General features: G+C 65.7%; 15 protein-coding genes, 1 tRNA gene and 2 pseudogenes. 10 read left to right on the forward strand and 8 right to left on the reverse strand.

All coding sequences use genetic code 11. From position 1 onward, the window contains the following. Window positions 1–326: 326 nt before the first annotated feature. Together CG716_RS03765 and CG716_RS03770 are read left to right on the forward strand one after the other, a co-directional pair. Window positions 327–1,093: pseudogene (locus CG716_RS03765) on the forward strand (aldo/keto reductase). Window positions 1,094–1,220: 127 nt separating this feature from the next. Continuing rightward, complete coding sequence (locus tag CG716_RS03770) at window positions 1,221–2,018, forward strand: maleylpyruvate isomerase N-terminal domain-containing protein (RefSeq protein WP_165774012.1); 798 nt, start codon at window positions 1,221–1,223, stop codon at window positions 2,016–2,018. A 251-nt stretch (window positions 2,019–2,269) separates the two neighbouring features. Here the strand turns inward: CG716_RS03770 and CG716_RS03775 are convergent, their stop codons facing one another. The 4 genes from CG716_RS03775 to pgm all read right to left on the reverse strand — a co-directional run bounded on the left by CG716_RS03775 (window position 2,270) and on the right by pgm (window position 6,035). Next, the gene (locus CG716_RS03775; protein ID WP_094476544.1) at window positions 2,270–2,527 is read right to left on the reverse strand and encodes a DUF3297 family protein; all 258 of its coding nucleotides are present in this window, start codon (window positions 2,525–2,527) and stop codon (window positions 2,270–2,272) included. A gap of 486 nt (window positions 2,528–3,013) precedes the next feature. Next, window positions 3,014–3,089: transfer RNA gene (locus CG716_RS03780), tRNA-Ala, on the reverse strand. Between the two features lie 52 nt (window positions 3,090–3,141). Then, a complete protein-coding gene (locus CG716_RS03785; RefSeq protein ID WP_094476546.1) occupies window positions 3,142–4,404 on the reverse strand; it encodes an MFS transporter in 1,263 nt (420 codons plus the stop codon). Then, complete coding sequence (pgm, locus tag CG716_RS03790; RefSeq protein ID WP_094476548.1) at window positions 4,401–6,035, reverse strand: phosphoglucomutase (alpha-D-glucose-1,6-bisphosphate-dependent); 1,635 nt, start codon at window positions 6,033–6,035, stop codon at window positions 4,401–4,403. The genes CG716_RS03785 and pgm overlap by 4 nt, the downstream gene beginning before the upstream one ends. A gap of 68 nt (window positions 6,036–6,103) precedes the next feature. Here pgm and crcB (CG716_RS03795) point away from each other — a divergent pair, with 68 nt between their 5' ends. From crcB (CG716_RS03795) to CG716_RS03805, 3 genes are read left to right on the forward strand one after another with little or no spacing between them, the layout of a single operon-like run. Continuing rightward, window positions 6,104–6,502: a fluoride efflux transporter CrcB gene (gene crcB, locus CG716_RS03795; RefSeq protein ID WP_094476550.1), complete on the forward strand. Its 399-nt coding sequence runs from the start codon at window positions 6,104–6,106 to the stop codon at window positions 6,500–6,502. After that, a complete protein-coding gene (gene crcB, locus CG716_RS03800; protein ID WP_094476552.1) occupies window positions 6,499–6,864 on the forward strand; it encodes a fluoride efflux transporter CrcB in 366 nt (121 codons plus the stop codon). Before crcB (CG716_RS03795) ends, crcB (CG716_RS03800) begins: the two co-directional genes overlap by 4 nt. Continuing rightward, entirely contained in the window at window positions 6,861–7,937 is a 1,077-nt protein-coding gene (locus tag CG716_RS03805; RefSeq protein WP_094476554.1) for a DUF190 domain-containing protein, read from the forward strand. The genes crcB (CG716_RS03800) and CG716_RS03805 overlap by 4 nt, the downstream gene beginning before the upstream one ends. A 44-nt stretch (window positions 7,938–7,981) precedes the next feature. On the opposite strand, the gene CG716_RS03810 is transcribed toward CG716_RS03805, so the two are convergent. After that, a complete protein-coding gene (locus CG716_RS03810; protein WP_094476653.1) occupies window positions 7,982–8,839 on the reverse strand; it encodes an LLM class F420-dependent oxidoreductase in 858 nt (285 codons plus the stop codon). A gap of 78 nt (window positions 8,840–8,917) precedes the next feature. Then, on the reverse strand, window positions 8,918–9,271 hold the full coding sequence (locus tag CG716_RS03815; protein ID WP_165774013.1) for a hypothetical protein: 354 nt from the start codon (window positions 9,269–9,271) through the stop codon (window positions 8,918–8,920). A 54-nt stretch (window positions 9,272–9,325) separates the two neighbouring features. Between CG716_RS03815 and CG716_RS03820 the strand changes: the two genes are divergently transcribed. The 4 genes from CG716_RS03820 (at window position 9,326) to CG716_RS03835 (ending at window position 13,200) form a co-directional block, all read left to right on the forward strand. After that, on the forward strand, window positions 9,326–9,835 hold the full coding sequence (locus tag CG716_RS03820; RefSeq protein WP_094476556.1) for a hypothetical protein: 510 nt from the start codon (window positions 9,326–9,328) through the stop codon (window positions 9,833–9,835). 121 nt (window positions 9,836–9,956) lie between these two features. Next, window positions 9,957–11,168: a PP2C family protein-serine/threonine phosphatase gene (locus CG716_RS03825; RefSeq protein ID WP_094476558.1), complete on the forward strand. Its 1,212-nt coding sequence runs from the start codon at window positions 9,957–9,959 to the stop codon at window positions 11,166–11,168. Further along, window positions 11,165–12,754: a sensor histidine kinase gene (locus tag CG716_RS03830; RefSeq protein WP_094476560.1), complete on the forward strand. Its 1,590-nt coding sequence runs from the start codon at window positions 11,165–11,167 to the stop codon at window positions 12,752–12,754. Before CG716_RS03825 ends, CG716_RS03830 begins: the two co-directional genes overlap by 4 nt. Next, complete coding sequence (locus tag CG716_RS03835; protein ID WP_094476562.1) at window positions 12,751–13,200, forward strand: response regulator; 450 nt, start codon at window positions 12,751–12,753, stop codon at window positions 13,198–13,200. Before CG716_RS03830 ends, CG716_RS03835 begins: the two co-directional genes overlap by 4 nt. A gap of 11 nt (window positions 13,201–13,211) precedes the next feature. Here the strand turns inward: CG716_RS03835 and CG716_RS03840 are convergent, their stop codons facing one another. Continuing rightward, window positions 13,212–14,069, reverse strand: a complete 858-nt coding sequence (locus CG716_RS03840; RefSeq protein WP_094476564.1) for a CE1 family esterase — start codon at window positions 14,067–14,069, stop codon at window positions 13,212–13,214. A gap of 36 nt (window positions 14,070–14,105) precedes the next feature. Then, window positions 14,106–14,585: a hypothetical protein gene (locus CG716_RS03845; RefSeq protein ID WP_094476566.1), complete on the reverse strand. Its 480-nt coding sequence runs from the start codon at window positions 14,583–14,585 to the stop codon at window positions 14,106–14,108. Window positions 14,586–14,781: 196 nt separating this feature from the next. Here CG716_RS03845 and CG716_RS03850 point away from each other — a divergent pair. Next, window positions 14,782–15,109, forward strand: a pseudogene (locus CG716_RS03850) (DUF4185 domain-containing protein); the annotation flags it as partial.

Raw genomic sequence — 15,109 nt, forward strand, 5'->3', positions numbered from 1 at the left:
TCTGCAATCATCAGCGCTGTTCACACACATACGACCGGCGAACCACGTTTCACGAGTCATCAACGGCGGCAACGACTTCGAGCACAACACAGTCGACAAAACGGGCGGCGCGACCGCATCGACTCCTCGATGCAAGCCCATGGCCGATCCATCAATCGCCGCGCGATGTTCAACGCCCCGACTCCGGCGGCACAGGTTGTCAACCACCTGTGAGGGAAAGGCTTTCCACGTCTCAAGGCTTGAAAATCGCACGCCGTGCGGTGTCGCTGCGACCTAAGAATTGGGACACTCAGATCGCCAAGGTCGCACACCGATAGGGAGCGAAGATGACGAACACCACTACCACTGACGCCGCGGCCGCCGGAACCATCGATATCGGCGGCGACCTCACGGTCAATCGTCTCGGCTTCGGCTCGATGCGTTTGACGGGCACGGGCATCTGGGGACCTCCCGCCGATCATGACGGATGCATCCGTGTTCTTCGTCGCGCCGTCGAGTTAGGCATCACCTTCATCGACACGGCTGACTCGTATGGGTTCCGCTGGGCAACCCGAGCTACTTGCGCCAGGAGGTGGAGATGAGCCTGCGCAGGCTCGGGGTGGATCGCATCGACCTGCTGCAGCTGCACAGGGTCGACCCGAACTTCCCCATCGCCGATCAGGTCGGCGTGCTGGCTGATCTGAAGTCCGAGGGCAAGATCCGCCACATCGGACTTTCGGAAGTCGATGTCGACAAACTCAAGGCAGCACAGCAGATCACCCCGATCGTGTCGGTGCAGAACCTGTACAACCTGTCCAATCGCAGCGCCGAGGCAGTGGTCGACGAGGCCGAGGCCCAAGGTATCGCGTTCATCCCTTGGTTCCCGTTGGCTGCCGGACCACTGGCGGCCAGCGACGGCCCCTTGCATCAACTTGCCGTCGACCACGACGCGTCGCCGTCACAGCTGGCGCTGGCGTGGCTGCTCAAGCGGTCACCGGCGATCCTGCCGATCCCTGGCACCTCACAGGTCAGTCATCTGGAGCAGAACGTCGCCGCAACCGGAATCGCCTTTACCGAAGAGGAATTCGACTCGATCAGCGCGGCAGCCAAGTAGAACCCCGAACTCTCCGACCTCGGCATGCGCGAATTCATGAACGTCAAGACGGTGTGGATCGGCGAATGACAACGAACGGTTCGGGGGCGCCGCACGCGGCGGCGCTCCCCGCTGGATTGGAGATATTTTGAGCCGCAACGGTCTTCAGGCTGCGCGTGAGAGCGCCGAGCAATTGAACGACGTCATCGCCCAGGTGACCGATGCCCAGTGGGATCTGCCGTCGGCCTGCGCCGGCTGGCGCGTCATCGACATCATCGCGCATCTGGCCGCGCTGGCCCACGAGGCCGTCACCCCTCCGCCGCCGGATCCCTCGGCGCCGACCGTTCGTGAGAGATACCACGACTACCGCGTCAATCAACGACGCGCATACACCCACGCTCAGGTCATCGAGGAATGGCAGACCTACGGCCCCCGCCAACTCGATCTCCTCGAGGAAGCACAGGACGGCGAGCGCTCCGAGGAGACCGTTGCGGTGCCGGGACTCGGCACCTACCCGCGTCACATGCTGGCGAACACCATGGCGTTCAACGTGTTCTGCCATCTGCGCAACGACATGCTGGCTCCGGACGGGCCGTTACCGATCCGGGTACCAGCGCCGACCGATGGACTCGTGGCGCCCGCCGTCAAGTTCATGCTGGCGGGCTTGCCGCAGATGCAAGGAACCGAACTGACCGCCACCGTCACAGAACCACTTGTTCTACGGCTGACCGGCCCCGGCGCGATGACTGTGACCGTGCATCCCGCCGACGCGCCCAACGAACTGCTGACTGTCAGTTCCGGGCGGGATGGCTTCATCGAAATCACCAGCACGGCTACCGACTTCATTCGGTGGGCTACCCAGCGAAAGAACTGGCGCGACTATTGCCAGATCACGGGCGACCGGTCGGCCGCCCAACCGTTCCTCGACCGACTCAACATCATCTGACCCACGCCGAGCAGTTCGACCGTCTCTAGGGCCAAGACCCTTTCTGATTAATCAGGCTCTGCCCGCCTACCGGCGGATGACCGACGACCGCCTGCGAAATCGGCCGGGTTGCCGACATACGCAGCTTGTGGACCCAACCGGTGAACCGCGCGAGCCAAGCCGGGAGGAAGGACCATCCGACAGCGCTACTAGAGCCACAGGCTGACAGCCGGGCCCGGTGGACAGCCGGGCCAATAACCCAGAGGCGTCCGCTATTCCGCTAGGCGGAAATAAGGTTCAACCGTGCCGCTGAGCTTGATGACCATAGGATTTCCGCGGCGATCCTTAGCGGTAGGCACTTCAGCACGCACCCAACCCTCTGCCACGTTGTATTCGTGGACATTGGTTTTCTCGACGCCATTGAAGCGAATACCCACGTCGCGGCGGAGCACCTCTTCGCTGTAGAAGGCGCTGCGCGGATCGATGGAGAGGTGATTCGGTGGGACGTCTGTGTTCTGATCTTCGGACATGGTGGCTTTCGTTAAGTGCTGCGTTAGGTTCTTGGGTTTGATTCTCTGAGAATTTACGCGACCCTGCAGTAGCGCGTTGCGCCCTGGTCTTGGCGGGCCGGCTCGGCGTGGATTACGAACGCTTGCCACGTCCGATCAGCTCATGCGGCAGGGCGATTGCCTTGACAACAGTAAAGAGAGTTCTCACAGCGTCCTGGATCAGCTGTCCGCGCGTTCATTGCGGCCGCGACATTCGGTCCGTGGTGGCGGACGGCAGCCACCACGGCGCACGTTTTTCAGCACAATCCGCGATTTGGAACAGTTAGCGATCGGTCCCTTGTCGGGACGATTTGCAGACTGGCCTTGTGGCTGGCGAAACGGGCTCGCGGGACACGCAGCGGTACGAGTCCGGAACTGTTCGACTATGGCGCCAACGTGCGAATGAAATTTGTCGTCAGAATCGCCGTCAAACGGCCTGCCGTGTGTTGCCGACAATACCGTCGTGCCTGGTGGAGCTAAGGGGATTCGAACCCCTGACCCCCACACTGCCAGTGTGGTGCGCTACCAACTGCGCCATAGCCCCAGGTGTGCCCACCGAAGTTACACCACCGGCACGCGAGCTTCAAAATCGCTGGTCAGGGCAGCTCGCCAGCGCCCTCCGGACCCAGTGGACGGGCCGAGGTGTGCTCCAGCGGCGGGCTATCGCGGGTTTCCGGTGCCAGCAGCCACCCGATCGACGCCGCGACCAGGATGGCTCCGCTGGCCCCGAACGCCCACTCGAACGAGAAGTGCTGGGCGATCTCCCCCACACCGAGCGATCCGACGATCGACCCGAAATCCGACATCATCTGGAACGTCGCGACCGCGGTCCCACCGCGGGCTTTGCCGATGATGTCGGCCACCGCGGCCTGCTGCGGTGAGGTGAACACCCCGGTGGCCGCACCGGCGACGAAAGCACCCACCAAGAACACCGGCAGCGAGGTGGCCGCGCCCACGATCGCCGTCGTCAGTCCGGATGCCCCCAGCCCGATGATCAGCAGCGGCCGCCGGCCGGCCCGGTCGGAAAGCCGCCCCGAGGGAATCACCGCCGCGACGTTGCCGGCCGCGAAGGTGGCCAGCGCCGCACCGGCAACGCCCGGGCCGCGGTGCAACGCCTCGGTGATGAACAGTGGCACCAGCGCCACCCGCAGGCCGAACGCGGACCAGCCGGTGGCGAAATTGGAGAGCAGAGCCGCCCGATAAGCCCGGTGCCGCAACGCCACCCGTAGGGTCACCGTCAGCTCGTCCGCGGGGGCCGGCGCAGCCAGATACGAATGTCGCAGGCTGATGAACACCACCGCCGCCGCGATCAGCAGCGCCACCCCGTAGATGAGGAACGGCGCGGCCAGCCCCAGGCCGGCGGTCAGGCTGCCCATCAACGGACCGGCCACCGATCCGACCAGGAACGCGCTGGAGAACATCCCCGCCACCCGACCGCGGGCGTTGTGCGGGCTGATCCGGATCATCAAACCCAGCGCGGACACGAAGAACATCGTCGAACCGATGCCGCCCAGCGACCGGAACAGCAGCAGCTGCCAATAGGTGTGGGCGAACGCGCACGCCCCTGTCGACACCGCCACGATCAGCAGGCCGCTGACATAGATGCGCCGTTCTCCCAACCGCTGCACCAACAAGCCCGACGCCGGGGCGAAGCACAGCCGCATCACCGCGAAGGCGGTGATCACGAACGTCGCGGCGCTGATGCTCACCCCGAAATTGCGGGCGAACTGCGGCAGCACTGGCGCGACCACGCCGTACCCGAGGGCGATGACCGCGTTGGCGGCGATCAGAACCCAGACTTCCCGCGGAAGGGTGGCCTCGGCTTCCGAGGGACAGTCACCCTCCGCGACGGAACTCACGAGATGACTGTATTCACCACCTCACGGGCGGCTTCCTGCACCTCCGCCAGGTGCTCGGGGCCTTTGAACGACTCGGCGTAGATCTTGTAGACATCCTCGGTGCCCGAGGGCCGCGCGGCGAACCAGCCGTCGGCGGTGGTCACCTTCAGTCCGCCCAACGGGGCTCCGTTGCCCGGCGCGGTGGTCAGCTTGGCGGTGATCGGCTCACCGGCCAGCTCGGTGGCGGTCACCTGATCCGGGGACAGCTTGGCCAGCCGCGCCTTCTGCTCCCGGTTGGCCGGGGCGTCGACGCGCGCATAGATCGGCGAGCCGTACTTGGCGGCGAGTTCGGCGTACCGCTGCGACGGCGACGACCCGGTAACCGCGAGGATCTCCGAGGCCAGCAGAGCCATGATGATGCCGTCCTTGTCGGTGGTCCACACCGAGCCGTCACGACGCAGGAACGACGCACCCGCCGACTCCTCGCCACCGAAACCGATTGTGCCGCTGATCAATCCGTCGACAAACCACTTGAAGCCAACCGGTACCTCGATGAGCTTGCGACCCAGACCGGCGACCACCCGGTCAATGATCGACGAGCTGACGACTGTCTTGCCGACCGCCACGCTGGTGGGCCAGTCCGGGCGGTGCGAGCAGAGATAGTCGATCGCCACCGCCAGATAGTGGTTGGGGTTCATCAGCCCGGCATCGGGGGTGACGATGCCGTGCCGATCGGAGTCGGCATCGTTGCCGGTGGCGATCTGATAGGAGTCACGATTGGCGATGAGCGAGGCCATCGCATTGGGTGAGCTGCAGTCCATCCGGATCTTGCCGTCGGTGTCCAGCGTCATGAACCGCCACGTCGCATCGACCAGCGGGTTGACCACGGTGAGGTCGAGGTCGTGCCGCTCGGCGATAGCCGCCCAGTAGTCGACGCTTGCCCCGCCGAGCGGGTCGGCACCGATGCGGATCTTCTCGGCGCGGATCGCGTGGATGTCGACGATGTTGGGCAGGTCCGAGACGTAGGCGTCCATGTAGTCGTGGCGTTGCGCGGTCTGCAGCGCGCGTGCCAGCGGCACCCGCTTCACATCCTTGAGGCCGCCGCGCAGAATTTCGTTGGCGCGCTTGGCAATCGCTCCGGTGGCGTCGGTGTCGGCCGGGCCACCGTTGGGCGGGTTGTACTTGAAGCCGCCGTCGCGCGGCGGATTGTGCGACGGGGTGACGACGATACCGTCGGCCAGACCGGAGGTCAGGCCCCGGTTGAAGGCAAGGATGGCGTGGCTGACCGCCGGGGTCGGGGTGTAGCGGTCAGCCGAATCAATCATGGCGACAACGTCATTAGCGGCCAGCACCTCCAGTGCCGACACCCAGGCCGGCTCCGACAGCCCGTGGGTGTCGCGGCCGATGAACAGCGGCCCGGTGGTGCCCTGGCCAGCTCGGTACTCGACAATCGCCTGTGTGGTGGCCAGGATGTGCGCCTCGTTGAACGCCCCGTCCAGGCTGGAGCCGCGATGCCCCGACGTACCGAACACCACCTGCTGGTCGATGTCGTCGGGGTTGGGGTTCACCGTGTAGTACGCGGTGACCAGATGAGGCAGATCGACGAGGTCTTCGGGAAGCGCCGGCTGACCGGCGCGGGGGTTAGCCGCCATGGCGCCAATTCTGCCTTCCTAGGGGTGATACTTGCTCGCGGATTCATCCACGGTTAAGGGGGTTGCCCATGTTCGGCCATGACAACCGGGAACTGGCGGCCATTTTCGTCGGCGGCGCGGTGGGCACCCTCGCCCGCGCGGGCTTGGCGACTCTGCTCGCGTCCGACCCGGCCCGCTGGCCGTGGGCGACGTTCATCGTCAATATCGTGGGCGCGTTTCTGGTGGGCTACTTCACCACTCGCCTGTTGGAACGCCTGCCGTTGTCCAGCTACCGTCGCCCGTTGCTGGGCACCGGGTTGTGCGGCGGGCTGACGACGTTCTCCACCATGCAGGTCGAGACGCTGAAGATGATCGAGCACCACCACTACGCTTTGGCGGCGGCCTATACCGTCGTCAGCCTCGTTGCAGGCCTGCTGGCGGTGTACCTCGCGACGGCCCTGGTGCGCCAGGTCAGGATTCGCGCATGAACGTGGCTCTGTGGGCCGGGGTCTTCGTCATCGGCGGCTTCGGTTCGGTAGCGCGGTTCGTGGTTGACCGCGCGGTGGGCCGCTGGGCCGCACGGCCGTTCCCCTTCGGAACGCTCGCGGTCAATCTCAGCGGTGCGGCGCTATTGGGCCTCGTCACCGGGCTCGCCCTGAGCCATGAAGCCGCGCTGCTGGCCGGGACCGCACTCATCGGTGCCTACACCACGTTCTCGACCTGGATGCTGGAAACCCAGCGCCTGACCGAGGAGCGTCGGGCCTGGCCTGCCGTCGCCAATCTCGTACTCAGTGTCATCCTCGGCGTCGCCGCGGCGATGCTGGGCCAGTGGATTGCGAGCATGCTGTGAGCGACGCGTACCTCAAGCTGACCGCGTTTTTCGGCGAACGCGAGCGCGCCGGTTCCCGCTTCCTGGCCGAGGAGATGCTGGACCTCTACGCCGAGCACAAGGTCGCCAGCAGCGTGCTGCTGCGCGGCATCGCCAGCTTCGGCCCCCGGCACATCATCCGCAGCGACGAGTCGCTGACCTTGTCGGAGGATCCCCCGGTCGCCGTCGCCGCCGTGGACACCGCGGCCACGATGGGCGGTCTGATCAATGACGTCGTCTCCATCACCACCCACGGTCTGATCACCCTCGAGCGCGCCCAGCTCCATACCACCGAACTCTCCGCCGCGCCGCTGCCCGCGGGCGACGACCCGGTCAAACTCACCATCTACGTCGGCCGCCGTCGTCGGATCAATGGTGCAGCCGCCTTCTATGCGGTCTGCGATCTGCTGCACGGTCTCGGCTTCGCGGGCGCGACCGTATACCTCGGCGTGGACGGCACCGCCCACGGTCGACGACGTCGCGCCCACTTTTTCAGCAGCAACATCGACGTGCCGATCATGATCATTGCTATCGGTACCGCCGTACAGGCGCAGCGCGCGCTCCCCGAACTCGAGGCCCTGATGTACCAGCCGCTCGTCACTGTCGAGCGCGTTCAAGTGTGCAAGCGCGACGGCCAGCTGCTGGCCCGCCCCCCGGCACTCCCCGCCATCGATGCTCATGGCCGCCAACTGCGCCAGAAGCTGACCATCCACACCGACGAAGCCACCCGCCACGACGGGCTGCCCATCCACCGGGCGCTGGTCCGGCAGCTGTGGGAGTCGGAGACCGTCAGCGGCGCCACCGTGCTGCGCGGTATCTGGGGCTTCCACGGTGACCATAAACCCCACGGCGACAAGTTCATTCAATATGGTCGCCAAGTGCCGGTGACGACAATCGTCGTCGACACTCCCGAGGTCATCGCCCAGTGCTTCGACCTCATCGACGACGTGACGGGCCGCCACGGGCTGGTCACCTCCGAGATGGTGCCCGCGCTGCTGCTGCTCGACGGCGACGTGCGCCAGGGCGCGACCGACCTGGCCGACTACCAGTACTGAATCGTCAGCTGTCGGCCGCTACCGCTGTCCAGTGCTCCGCTGGTTCACCGCCAGTCTGCGGCTAGCCCGGCCACCCATGGACCAACGTCCTGCGGATCCTCCGGTGGCGAGGCGACCAGAACCAGTTCGTCGACTCCCAACTGTGCCAGACGTTCCGCGTCCGACGGATCCGGTTCGCGCAGCGCGACCGCCAACCGCAGTTCGCCCGGATCACGGCCCGCCTGCTCGCAGAAACGGTGCAACGCCGTCACCTTAACCGCGACGTCGTCGACATCTCGGAGGTTGAATCCGTACCAGCCGTCACCCCATTGTGCGACGCGACGCAACGCGGCATCGCTGTTGCCGCCGCACAGGACCGGAATCCGGCCCGCCCGCGGTGTGGGATTGACCCTGATGTTCTCAAAGTTGGCGAATTCTCCCGCGTAGGAAGAGATATCGTCACACCAGATGGACCGCATCGCAGCCACGTAATCGGTGGTGCGGGCGGCGCGCCGCTCGAACGGGACACCTAGAGCATCGAATTCCTCACGCGACCAACCGATTCCGACACCGAGGGAGAATCGGCCGCCGCTGAGCTTGTCGAGGCTGGCGGCCTGCTTGGCCACGATCACCGGATTGTGCTCAGGCAGCAGCAGCACCCCGGTGGCAATTCCGATGGTTGTCGTGGCGGCTGCGGCGAACGACAAGCCGATCATCGGGTCGATCCAGTCCGCGTCGGCTGGCACGGCGATCTTGCCGTCGTCGGCATAGGGATACCGCGACGCGGAGTGGTCGACCATCACGACGTGCTCCCCGGCCCACAAGGTCGCGAAGTCACTCTGCTCGGCGGCCACGGCCACCGCCTGGATCACCGCAGGTTCTGCACCCGCACCGATCCCCAATGCGTGCAACCCGAGTCGCATACTGCGCATCATCGCACGCGTCATGATGGTCGCTAGGAATGATGACACGGTGGCCGTGCGTATTCGCGACAGCAGCTTCTAGAACTGGATGAAGCCGCCGTTCCACCAGACACCCCAGGCCGGCAGATCCGCGTTCCAGACCACCGGCAGCCATGGCGCCCACAGCGGAGGCGGCGGCGCGGGGGGCGCCCACGCCGGCACCACTTCGTCGATCTGGGCGTGATGGCCAGCCGGGGGCAGATACCCCTGTCCTGGCGGGAGCGGTTTACCCGGCGGCCCGGCGGTGCCGCCGGGACCACTCGGAACCCCGGGCGCGGGAACCACGGGCGGTTGCGGTGGACCGTTGGGATCGGCCTGAGCGAATCCTGGCCCGGCAGCAGCCAGTGTGATGGCGCCGAGCGCAGCCGCGAACCCCACCTTTGCAGTTGTCATGATCATGATGCGAACGCCTGTACCCGAGTGGCGCTGTCCGGTAAACACAAGGAGATGCGCAGAACGGCTTGGGGCGCGGTGATCGGATTTGCCGTCACCGCACTGACCGGCTGCGGGGACAGCAGCTCCACGACGCCCACGCTGACCACGACAAACACGTCGACCACGACGACCACGGCGACGCCAGCGGCTGCCCCGGCATCGCAACCTCGGACCGTGAAGTGGGTGGATCTGAAGGCTGGTGACTGTCTGGCCGACCCACCACCAGCAGATCCGGCTGTGGTGACGGTCCCCCTGGTCGACTGCGGTCAACCGCACCTGGCCGAGGCCTATCTGCGTGCTCCGATCCCGGTCAACGCGGCCCTTGCAGACGTCGCCACCAGCCAATGCGCGACCGGGTTCCAGCAGTACACGGGGACCGCGCCCGGGGCCGCTAAGTACACGTACACCTACCTGATCGACTCCGACCAGGACCGGACATCCGACAACCCGTACCCGAGCACAGTGATCTGCCTGCTGGAAAGCGCCAACGGGCAACCACTGAACGGTTCAGCCCACCGCTGACCGGCGCTTAGGTTCGGGGACGGTTGGACCCCGCCAGGCCACCCGGTAGGGTAGATATGTTGTTTCATGAATGCCCAGGTCAAAGCGCGGCCAAATCTAACGAATAAGGATTCGATGGCCCATGCGCGCACCCTATGACCCACAGGGGCTCAACCCCGCCGGCTTTGCCGGTGCCAGCAAGCGAGCACTGTCGCTGCTCCTGATCGAGGACGATCAAGCCGACGCCATCCTGGTCGAGGAATTGATCGACGACGCCGGCGCGGACATCACGGTGGAATGGGCGCCGTCGATCGCCATCGCTCAACAGAAGCTGTCCGGTGGCCGGCCGGACTGTGTCCTGCTGGATCTCAATCTGCCCGACGCCAACGGCATCTCGGCCGTCGACCGCGTCGCAAAACTCGACGCCACGCTGCCGATCGTGGTGTTGACCGGCCTCAACGACGAGCACTTTGGCATTTCGGCGATGGCCTCCGGTGCGCAGGACTACCTCGTCAAAGGTCATGTCGAGGCGGAGACGCTGCACCGGTCGGTGCTGTATGCCATTGAGCGCAAGCGGGCCGAACTGACCGCCGTCGACCTGCACACCAGCCAAGTGCGGGCCCAGGAGAACGCCCGGCTGGAGCGGGCGCTGCTGCCCTTGCCGCTGCTCGACGACAACCCCGGTGTCGAGATCGTCACTCAGTACCGGCCCAGCCGGGAGAATGCCCTACTCGGCGGCGACTTCTACGACATGGTCCAGACGCCGGACGGCACCGTACACGTCATGGTCGGCGACGTCGCCGGCCATGGCCCAGACGAGGCTGCGCTGGGCGCCGCGTTGCGAATTGCCTGGCGCGCCTTCACATTCGCCGGGCTTCGCGGCAACGAGCGGATGCGCCGACTCGAGCAAATCCTGCGAGCGGAGCGGGCCGGCTCGGGAATCTTCGCGACCGTGCTCAGCGTGGCGCTCTCGCCCGACGGACGCGGCTTCACCGCGGTACGCGCCGGCCACCCGGGGATGCTGCTGCACGGCCCCAGCACCGTCGAATGGCTTGAGCCGCCGGCCGGCCCGGCCTTAGGCCTGGGCGCGCAACAATGGCCGCTGAACGAGTTGGAGCTGCCCGACGGCCACGGCCTGGTCCTGCTGACCGATGGCCTCTTCGAGGGTCACTCCGGTATCGGCAACGAACGCCTCGGCGAAGAAGGCCTGTTGGAATTGGCGCGGTCGATCGCGACGTTGCCGGGTCCGGACTTCGTCAAATCGCTCATCGAGGGAGCCGAAGCCCTAGCTCAGTCGCACGGCGGGATCAGCGACGACATCGCCGTGCTGCGCGTGGAACGGACCCCCCAATGAGTGACCGGCCGGGCACCCGACGGTCAGCGCTGACGGTCTGGGGCTGGCTCACACTCGTGCTGCTGGTCGTCGGTGTGGTGGTGCTCGGCGGCGCACTGGGCGGAGCCATGCTGTTGAACCGCACCGACGAGACGAGTCGGCAACTCATTGACGACATCCAGCCCGCCCGCGTCGCCTCCTACCGCCTTCAGGCCGCGCTGTCCGACCAGGAGACCGCCGTACGCGGATACGTCATCGCCGCCGACCCTCAGTTCCTGGCGCCCTACTACGACGGACAACGCAACGAACAGTCTGCGGCGCAGGCGATTCGGAAGCTCCTGGACGGCCGACCAGAGCTGCTCAACGATTTGGATGCCGTCGAAAGTGCCGCGGCGGCGTGGCGCAGCCGGTACGCCGAGCCGCTGATCGCCAGCGTGACCCCAGGCGTGCCCAGTCTGGTGACGAAGGCGAATGTCGAAGCAGGCAAGACGCAATTCGATTCCCTGAGAGCGCTTTTCGACATTCAGAACGAACATCTGGCCACTGCGCGGACCGACGCGCTCGGCCAGCTCACTACGGCCCGCGCCTGGCGCGACCGCGTTCTCGGCGCCATGATCGCCGCCTTCCTCATCACCGGGTTCGCGATGGCGATCCTGATTCGCAACACGGTCACCCGGCCGTTGGAGGCGCTGGCCGCGGCCTGCCGGCGGATCACTAAGGGCAGCTTCGGCGAGAAGATCATTCCGCAGGGGCCCAGAGACATTCGCTCCATTGCCTCCGATGTCGAAGACATGCGGCAACGCATCGTCGACGAGCTCGAAGCATCCAGGGCTGCGCGCGAACTGCTGGACGAACAAGCCGGCGAGTTGCGCCGTTCCAATGCCGAGTTGGAGCAGTTCGCCTACGTCGCCTCCCACGATCTGCAGGAGCCGCTGCGCAAAGTGGCCTCGTTCTGCCAGCTGCTGGAGAAGCGCTATGGGGATCAGCTCGACGAACGCGGCAAGCAGTACATCGATTTCGCGGTCGACGGCGCCAAGCGCATGCAGGTCCTGATCAACGACCTGCTGACGTTCTCCCGTGTCGGCCGGCTGAACTCGACCCAGGTCAGGGTCAACCTGGATACCGTGCTGGACGCCGCTATCGGTAACGTCTCCACAGCGATCGAGGAGAGCGGCGCCGAGATCACCCGTTCGGGACCGTTGCCCCAAGTGCTGGGCGACCCGACACTGCTGACCATGCTGTGGCAAAACCTCGTGAGCAACGCGGTCAAGTTCCGTCGAGACGATCAGACACCGCGCATCACGATCGCCTGCGAACCTGGTTCCGGCGAGGCTGAGGGTCAGTGGGTGTTCACTTTCTCCGACAACGGAATCGGCATCGCCGACGAGTTCGTCGACAAGGTGTTTGTCATCTTCCAACGGCTACACGCCCGGGATGCGTACTCCGGCACCGGAATCGGCCTGGCGCTGGTCAAGAAGATCATCGAGCACCACGGCGGCACCATCTCAATCGACACCTCCTACAACGACGGCACCCGCTTTCAGTTCACCCTGCCCGTCATCACCACACCCACGCATCAGCCGCAATTGGAAGGAACCGCTTCATGACCGATAACGGTCGCGCAATCGATGTCCTGCTCATCGAGGACGACCCCGGAGACGAGCTGATCACCCGGGAGGCGTTCGAGCACAACAAGCTCAACAACACCCTGCACGTCGTGCACGACGGCCAGGAGGGCTTGGACTATCTGTACCGGCGCGGCGCATTCGCCAACGCACCTCGGCCCGACCTGATCCTGCTGGATCTGAACCTGCCCAAGTACGACGGGCGTCAGCTGCTCGAGATGATCAAATCCGACGACGACCTGTGCCACATTCCGGTCGTGGTGCTCACCACTTCCTCGGCCGAAGAGGACATCCTGCGCAGCTACAAGCTGCATGCCAACGCCTACGTCACCAAGCCCGTCGACCTCGACCAGTTCATGAGCGCGGTGCGCCAGATCGACGAATTCTTCGTTCAGGTGGTCCGGCTGCCCGGCGGCCAGCCGCGGTAACGCCGGCTTGCTCAGCCGCCGTGGGCGGCGAAGAATTGTGCGCTGGCCTGCGTCGCATCAAATGGAGCGGCAGGCCTGGTCGGCCAGGCGTGGCCCCACCGGTCGATCGTGACAAATACAACGTCAGTACCAGCCGCACATCCGTTGGCGGAGAGGCGTTTTCCTCCGGCGATCGGAGTCCGCACCGCGGGAGGGCAGCGGTCGAAGGCGAGCCAACGATCGACCATCGTGCGTGCCGCCACCACCGTGCTGGCTCCGCCCCGACCGACCATGCGGCCACCGTTGTAAGGCACAACCGAGTCGGCAGTGCCGTGAACCGCAAGAACCGCAACGGGTTTGGACGGATTGCAGGGCACGTCGACACCCAGCGTGCTCGATACCGGAGCGATGGCCGTGACAAGGTCGGCACGTTCACACGCCAGGCGGGTCGCCATGAAGCCGCCCGCGGACATCCCGGTGACGAAGACGCGGCCCGGCGCGATTCCATACTCGTGGGTGAGCCGGCCGATGAGCGCCGACAGGAAACCGACGTCGTCCACACCCTGTCGGTCGGGGCTCGAGGCTCCGCGCCCGTCGGCCCAACTCAGATCGATACCGTCGGGGTAGGCCACGATCCAGCCGTGCTGGTCGGCCACGGCGTCGTAGTTGGTCTCCGCGGCCTGCTTAAACCCGGTCTGCGAACCACCGTGCAGGTTGAGCACCAACCCGTTCGGGTGATCGAGGCCGGCCGGAACATGCAATACGTACGTGCGCTGCGCACCCCCGAACGTCAACGCACGGGGCAGATCCCCGATCGCAGAAGCATGTTCAGCGGGAAGGGTGAACAGAAGTAGAAGTGCAGCGACAAGCGCTGTCAAACGGCGGCTCACAAGAACCCGTCTGCGCCCAGGATGCGAATTCGACCGCTAACCGTCCCCGCGCACGCAGTTGGGCTCTGCAGGCTTTGTTGTCCAGGCGCAGACGTTGATGTAGGTCGAGGTGTTGAACCCGCCGCCGTCGAACACGCCGTAGGCGCTGCCGTTGGTTCCGGTGTAGGTGGCGCCACCGCTGCCTCCGCCGCCCGAGGTGACGATGGTGGTCACCGCCCACCCCTTGTCCTTCAACGCGGCTTTATAGGCAGCCATCACGTCACTGGGCGCACCGTTGACCGCGAAGTGAAGATGAATTCCGTTGTCGGAGATGCTGTCCGGCCCCTTAGTCCCTTGGCTGTTCGCCGGCGTGGGCACCAGCCCGGGAAGCTGGCCAGCCGTGACCGCCGGGCCACTGGCGGTCGTCGACGCCGAGCCCGCCGACGACGTGCTGCCGGAACCCGAACTGCTGCAGGCCGTACCCGTCAGGCCGACGGCCACCGCCAGGGCTGCCGCCACACAAAAACCACGCTTCATGGTCCCCCCTTTTTCTTCGCCATGGAGACTAGCCCAGCTGGTTGTCGCCCGGACCGGTCAAACCGCATTCATAGGTTTCGACACGGTCACGGACGCATACCTATCGGCACAGGACTGGTCACAAGAGACCCACGAATCCCTATCGTCACAAGGGATAACAGACGTCACAGCGACGTCCCGCCCCGAAAGGTGTGTCGTGTCGCCGCGCCCTCGTATCCCCTCGCTGTCACTGGCTTCGGCGCTGGTCGTCGGACTTTGCACGGCGACGGGCGTAGCGCCACCGGCCAACGCGGAACCGTGTGAGGGCGCTGCCGCTGCGGCACAGCCGAGTCCGGACCAGGCCTTCCAGATCCCTCAGCCGTCGGGGATAGCGCCCTTCGACCGGCCGATCGGGCACAAGCCCGCTGGCGCCAACGATCAAGCGCCCCTTCCGGCACTGGGCAAGCTCCTCATCCAGACGCTCATGCCCAACGCGGCTCAGGTTCAGCAGCAGGCCGCAGTCGCCCCGTCGCCGAAGCCTGCCC

Origin of the sequence: Mycolicibacterium sphagni (assembly GCF_002250655.1) — a bacterium.
Lineage (GTDB): Bacteria > Actinomycetota > Actinomycetes > Mycobacteriales > Mycobacteriaceae > Mycobacterium > Mycobacterium sphagni.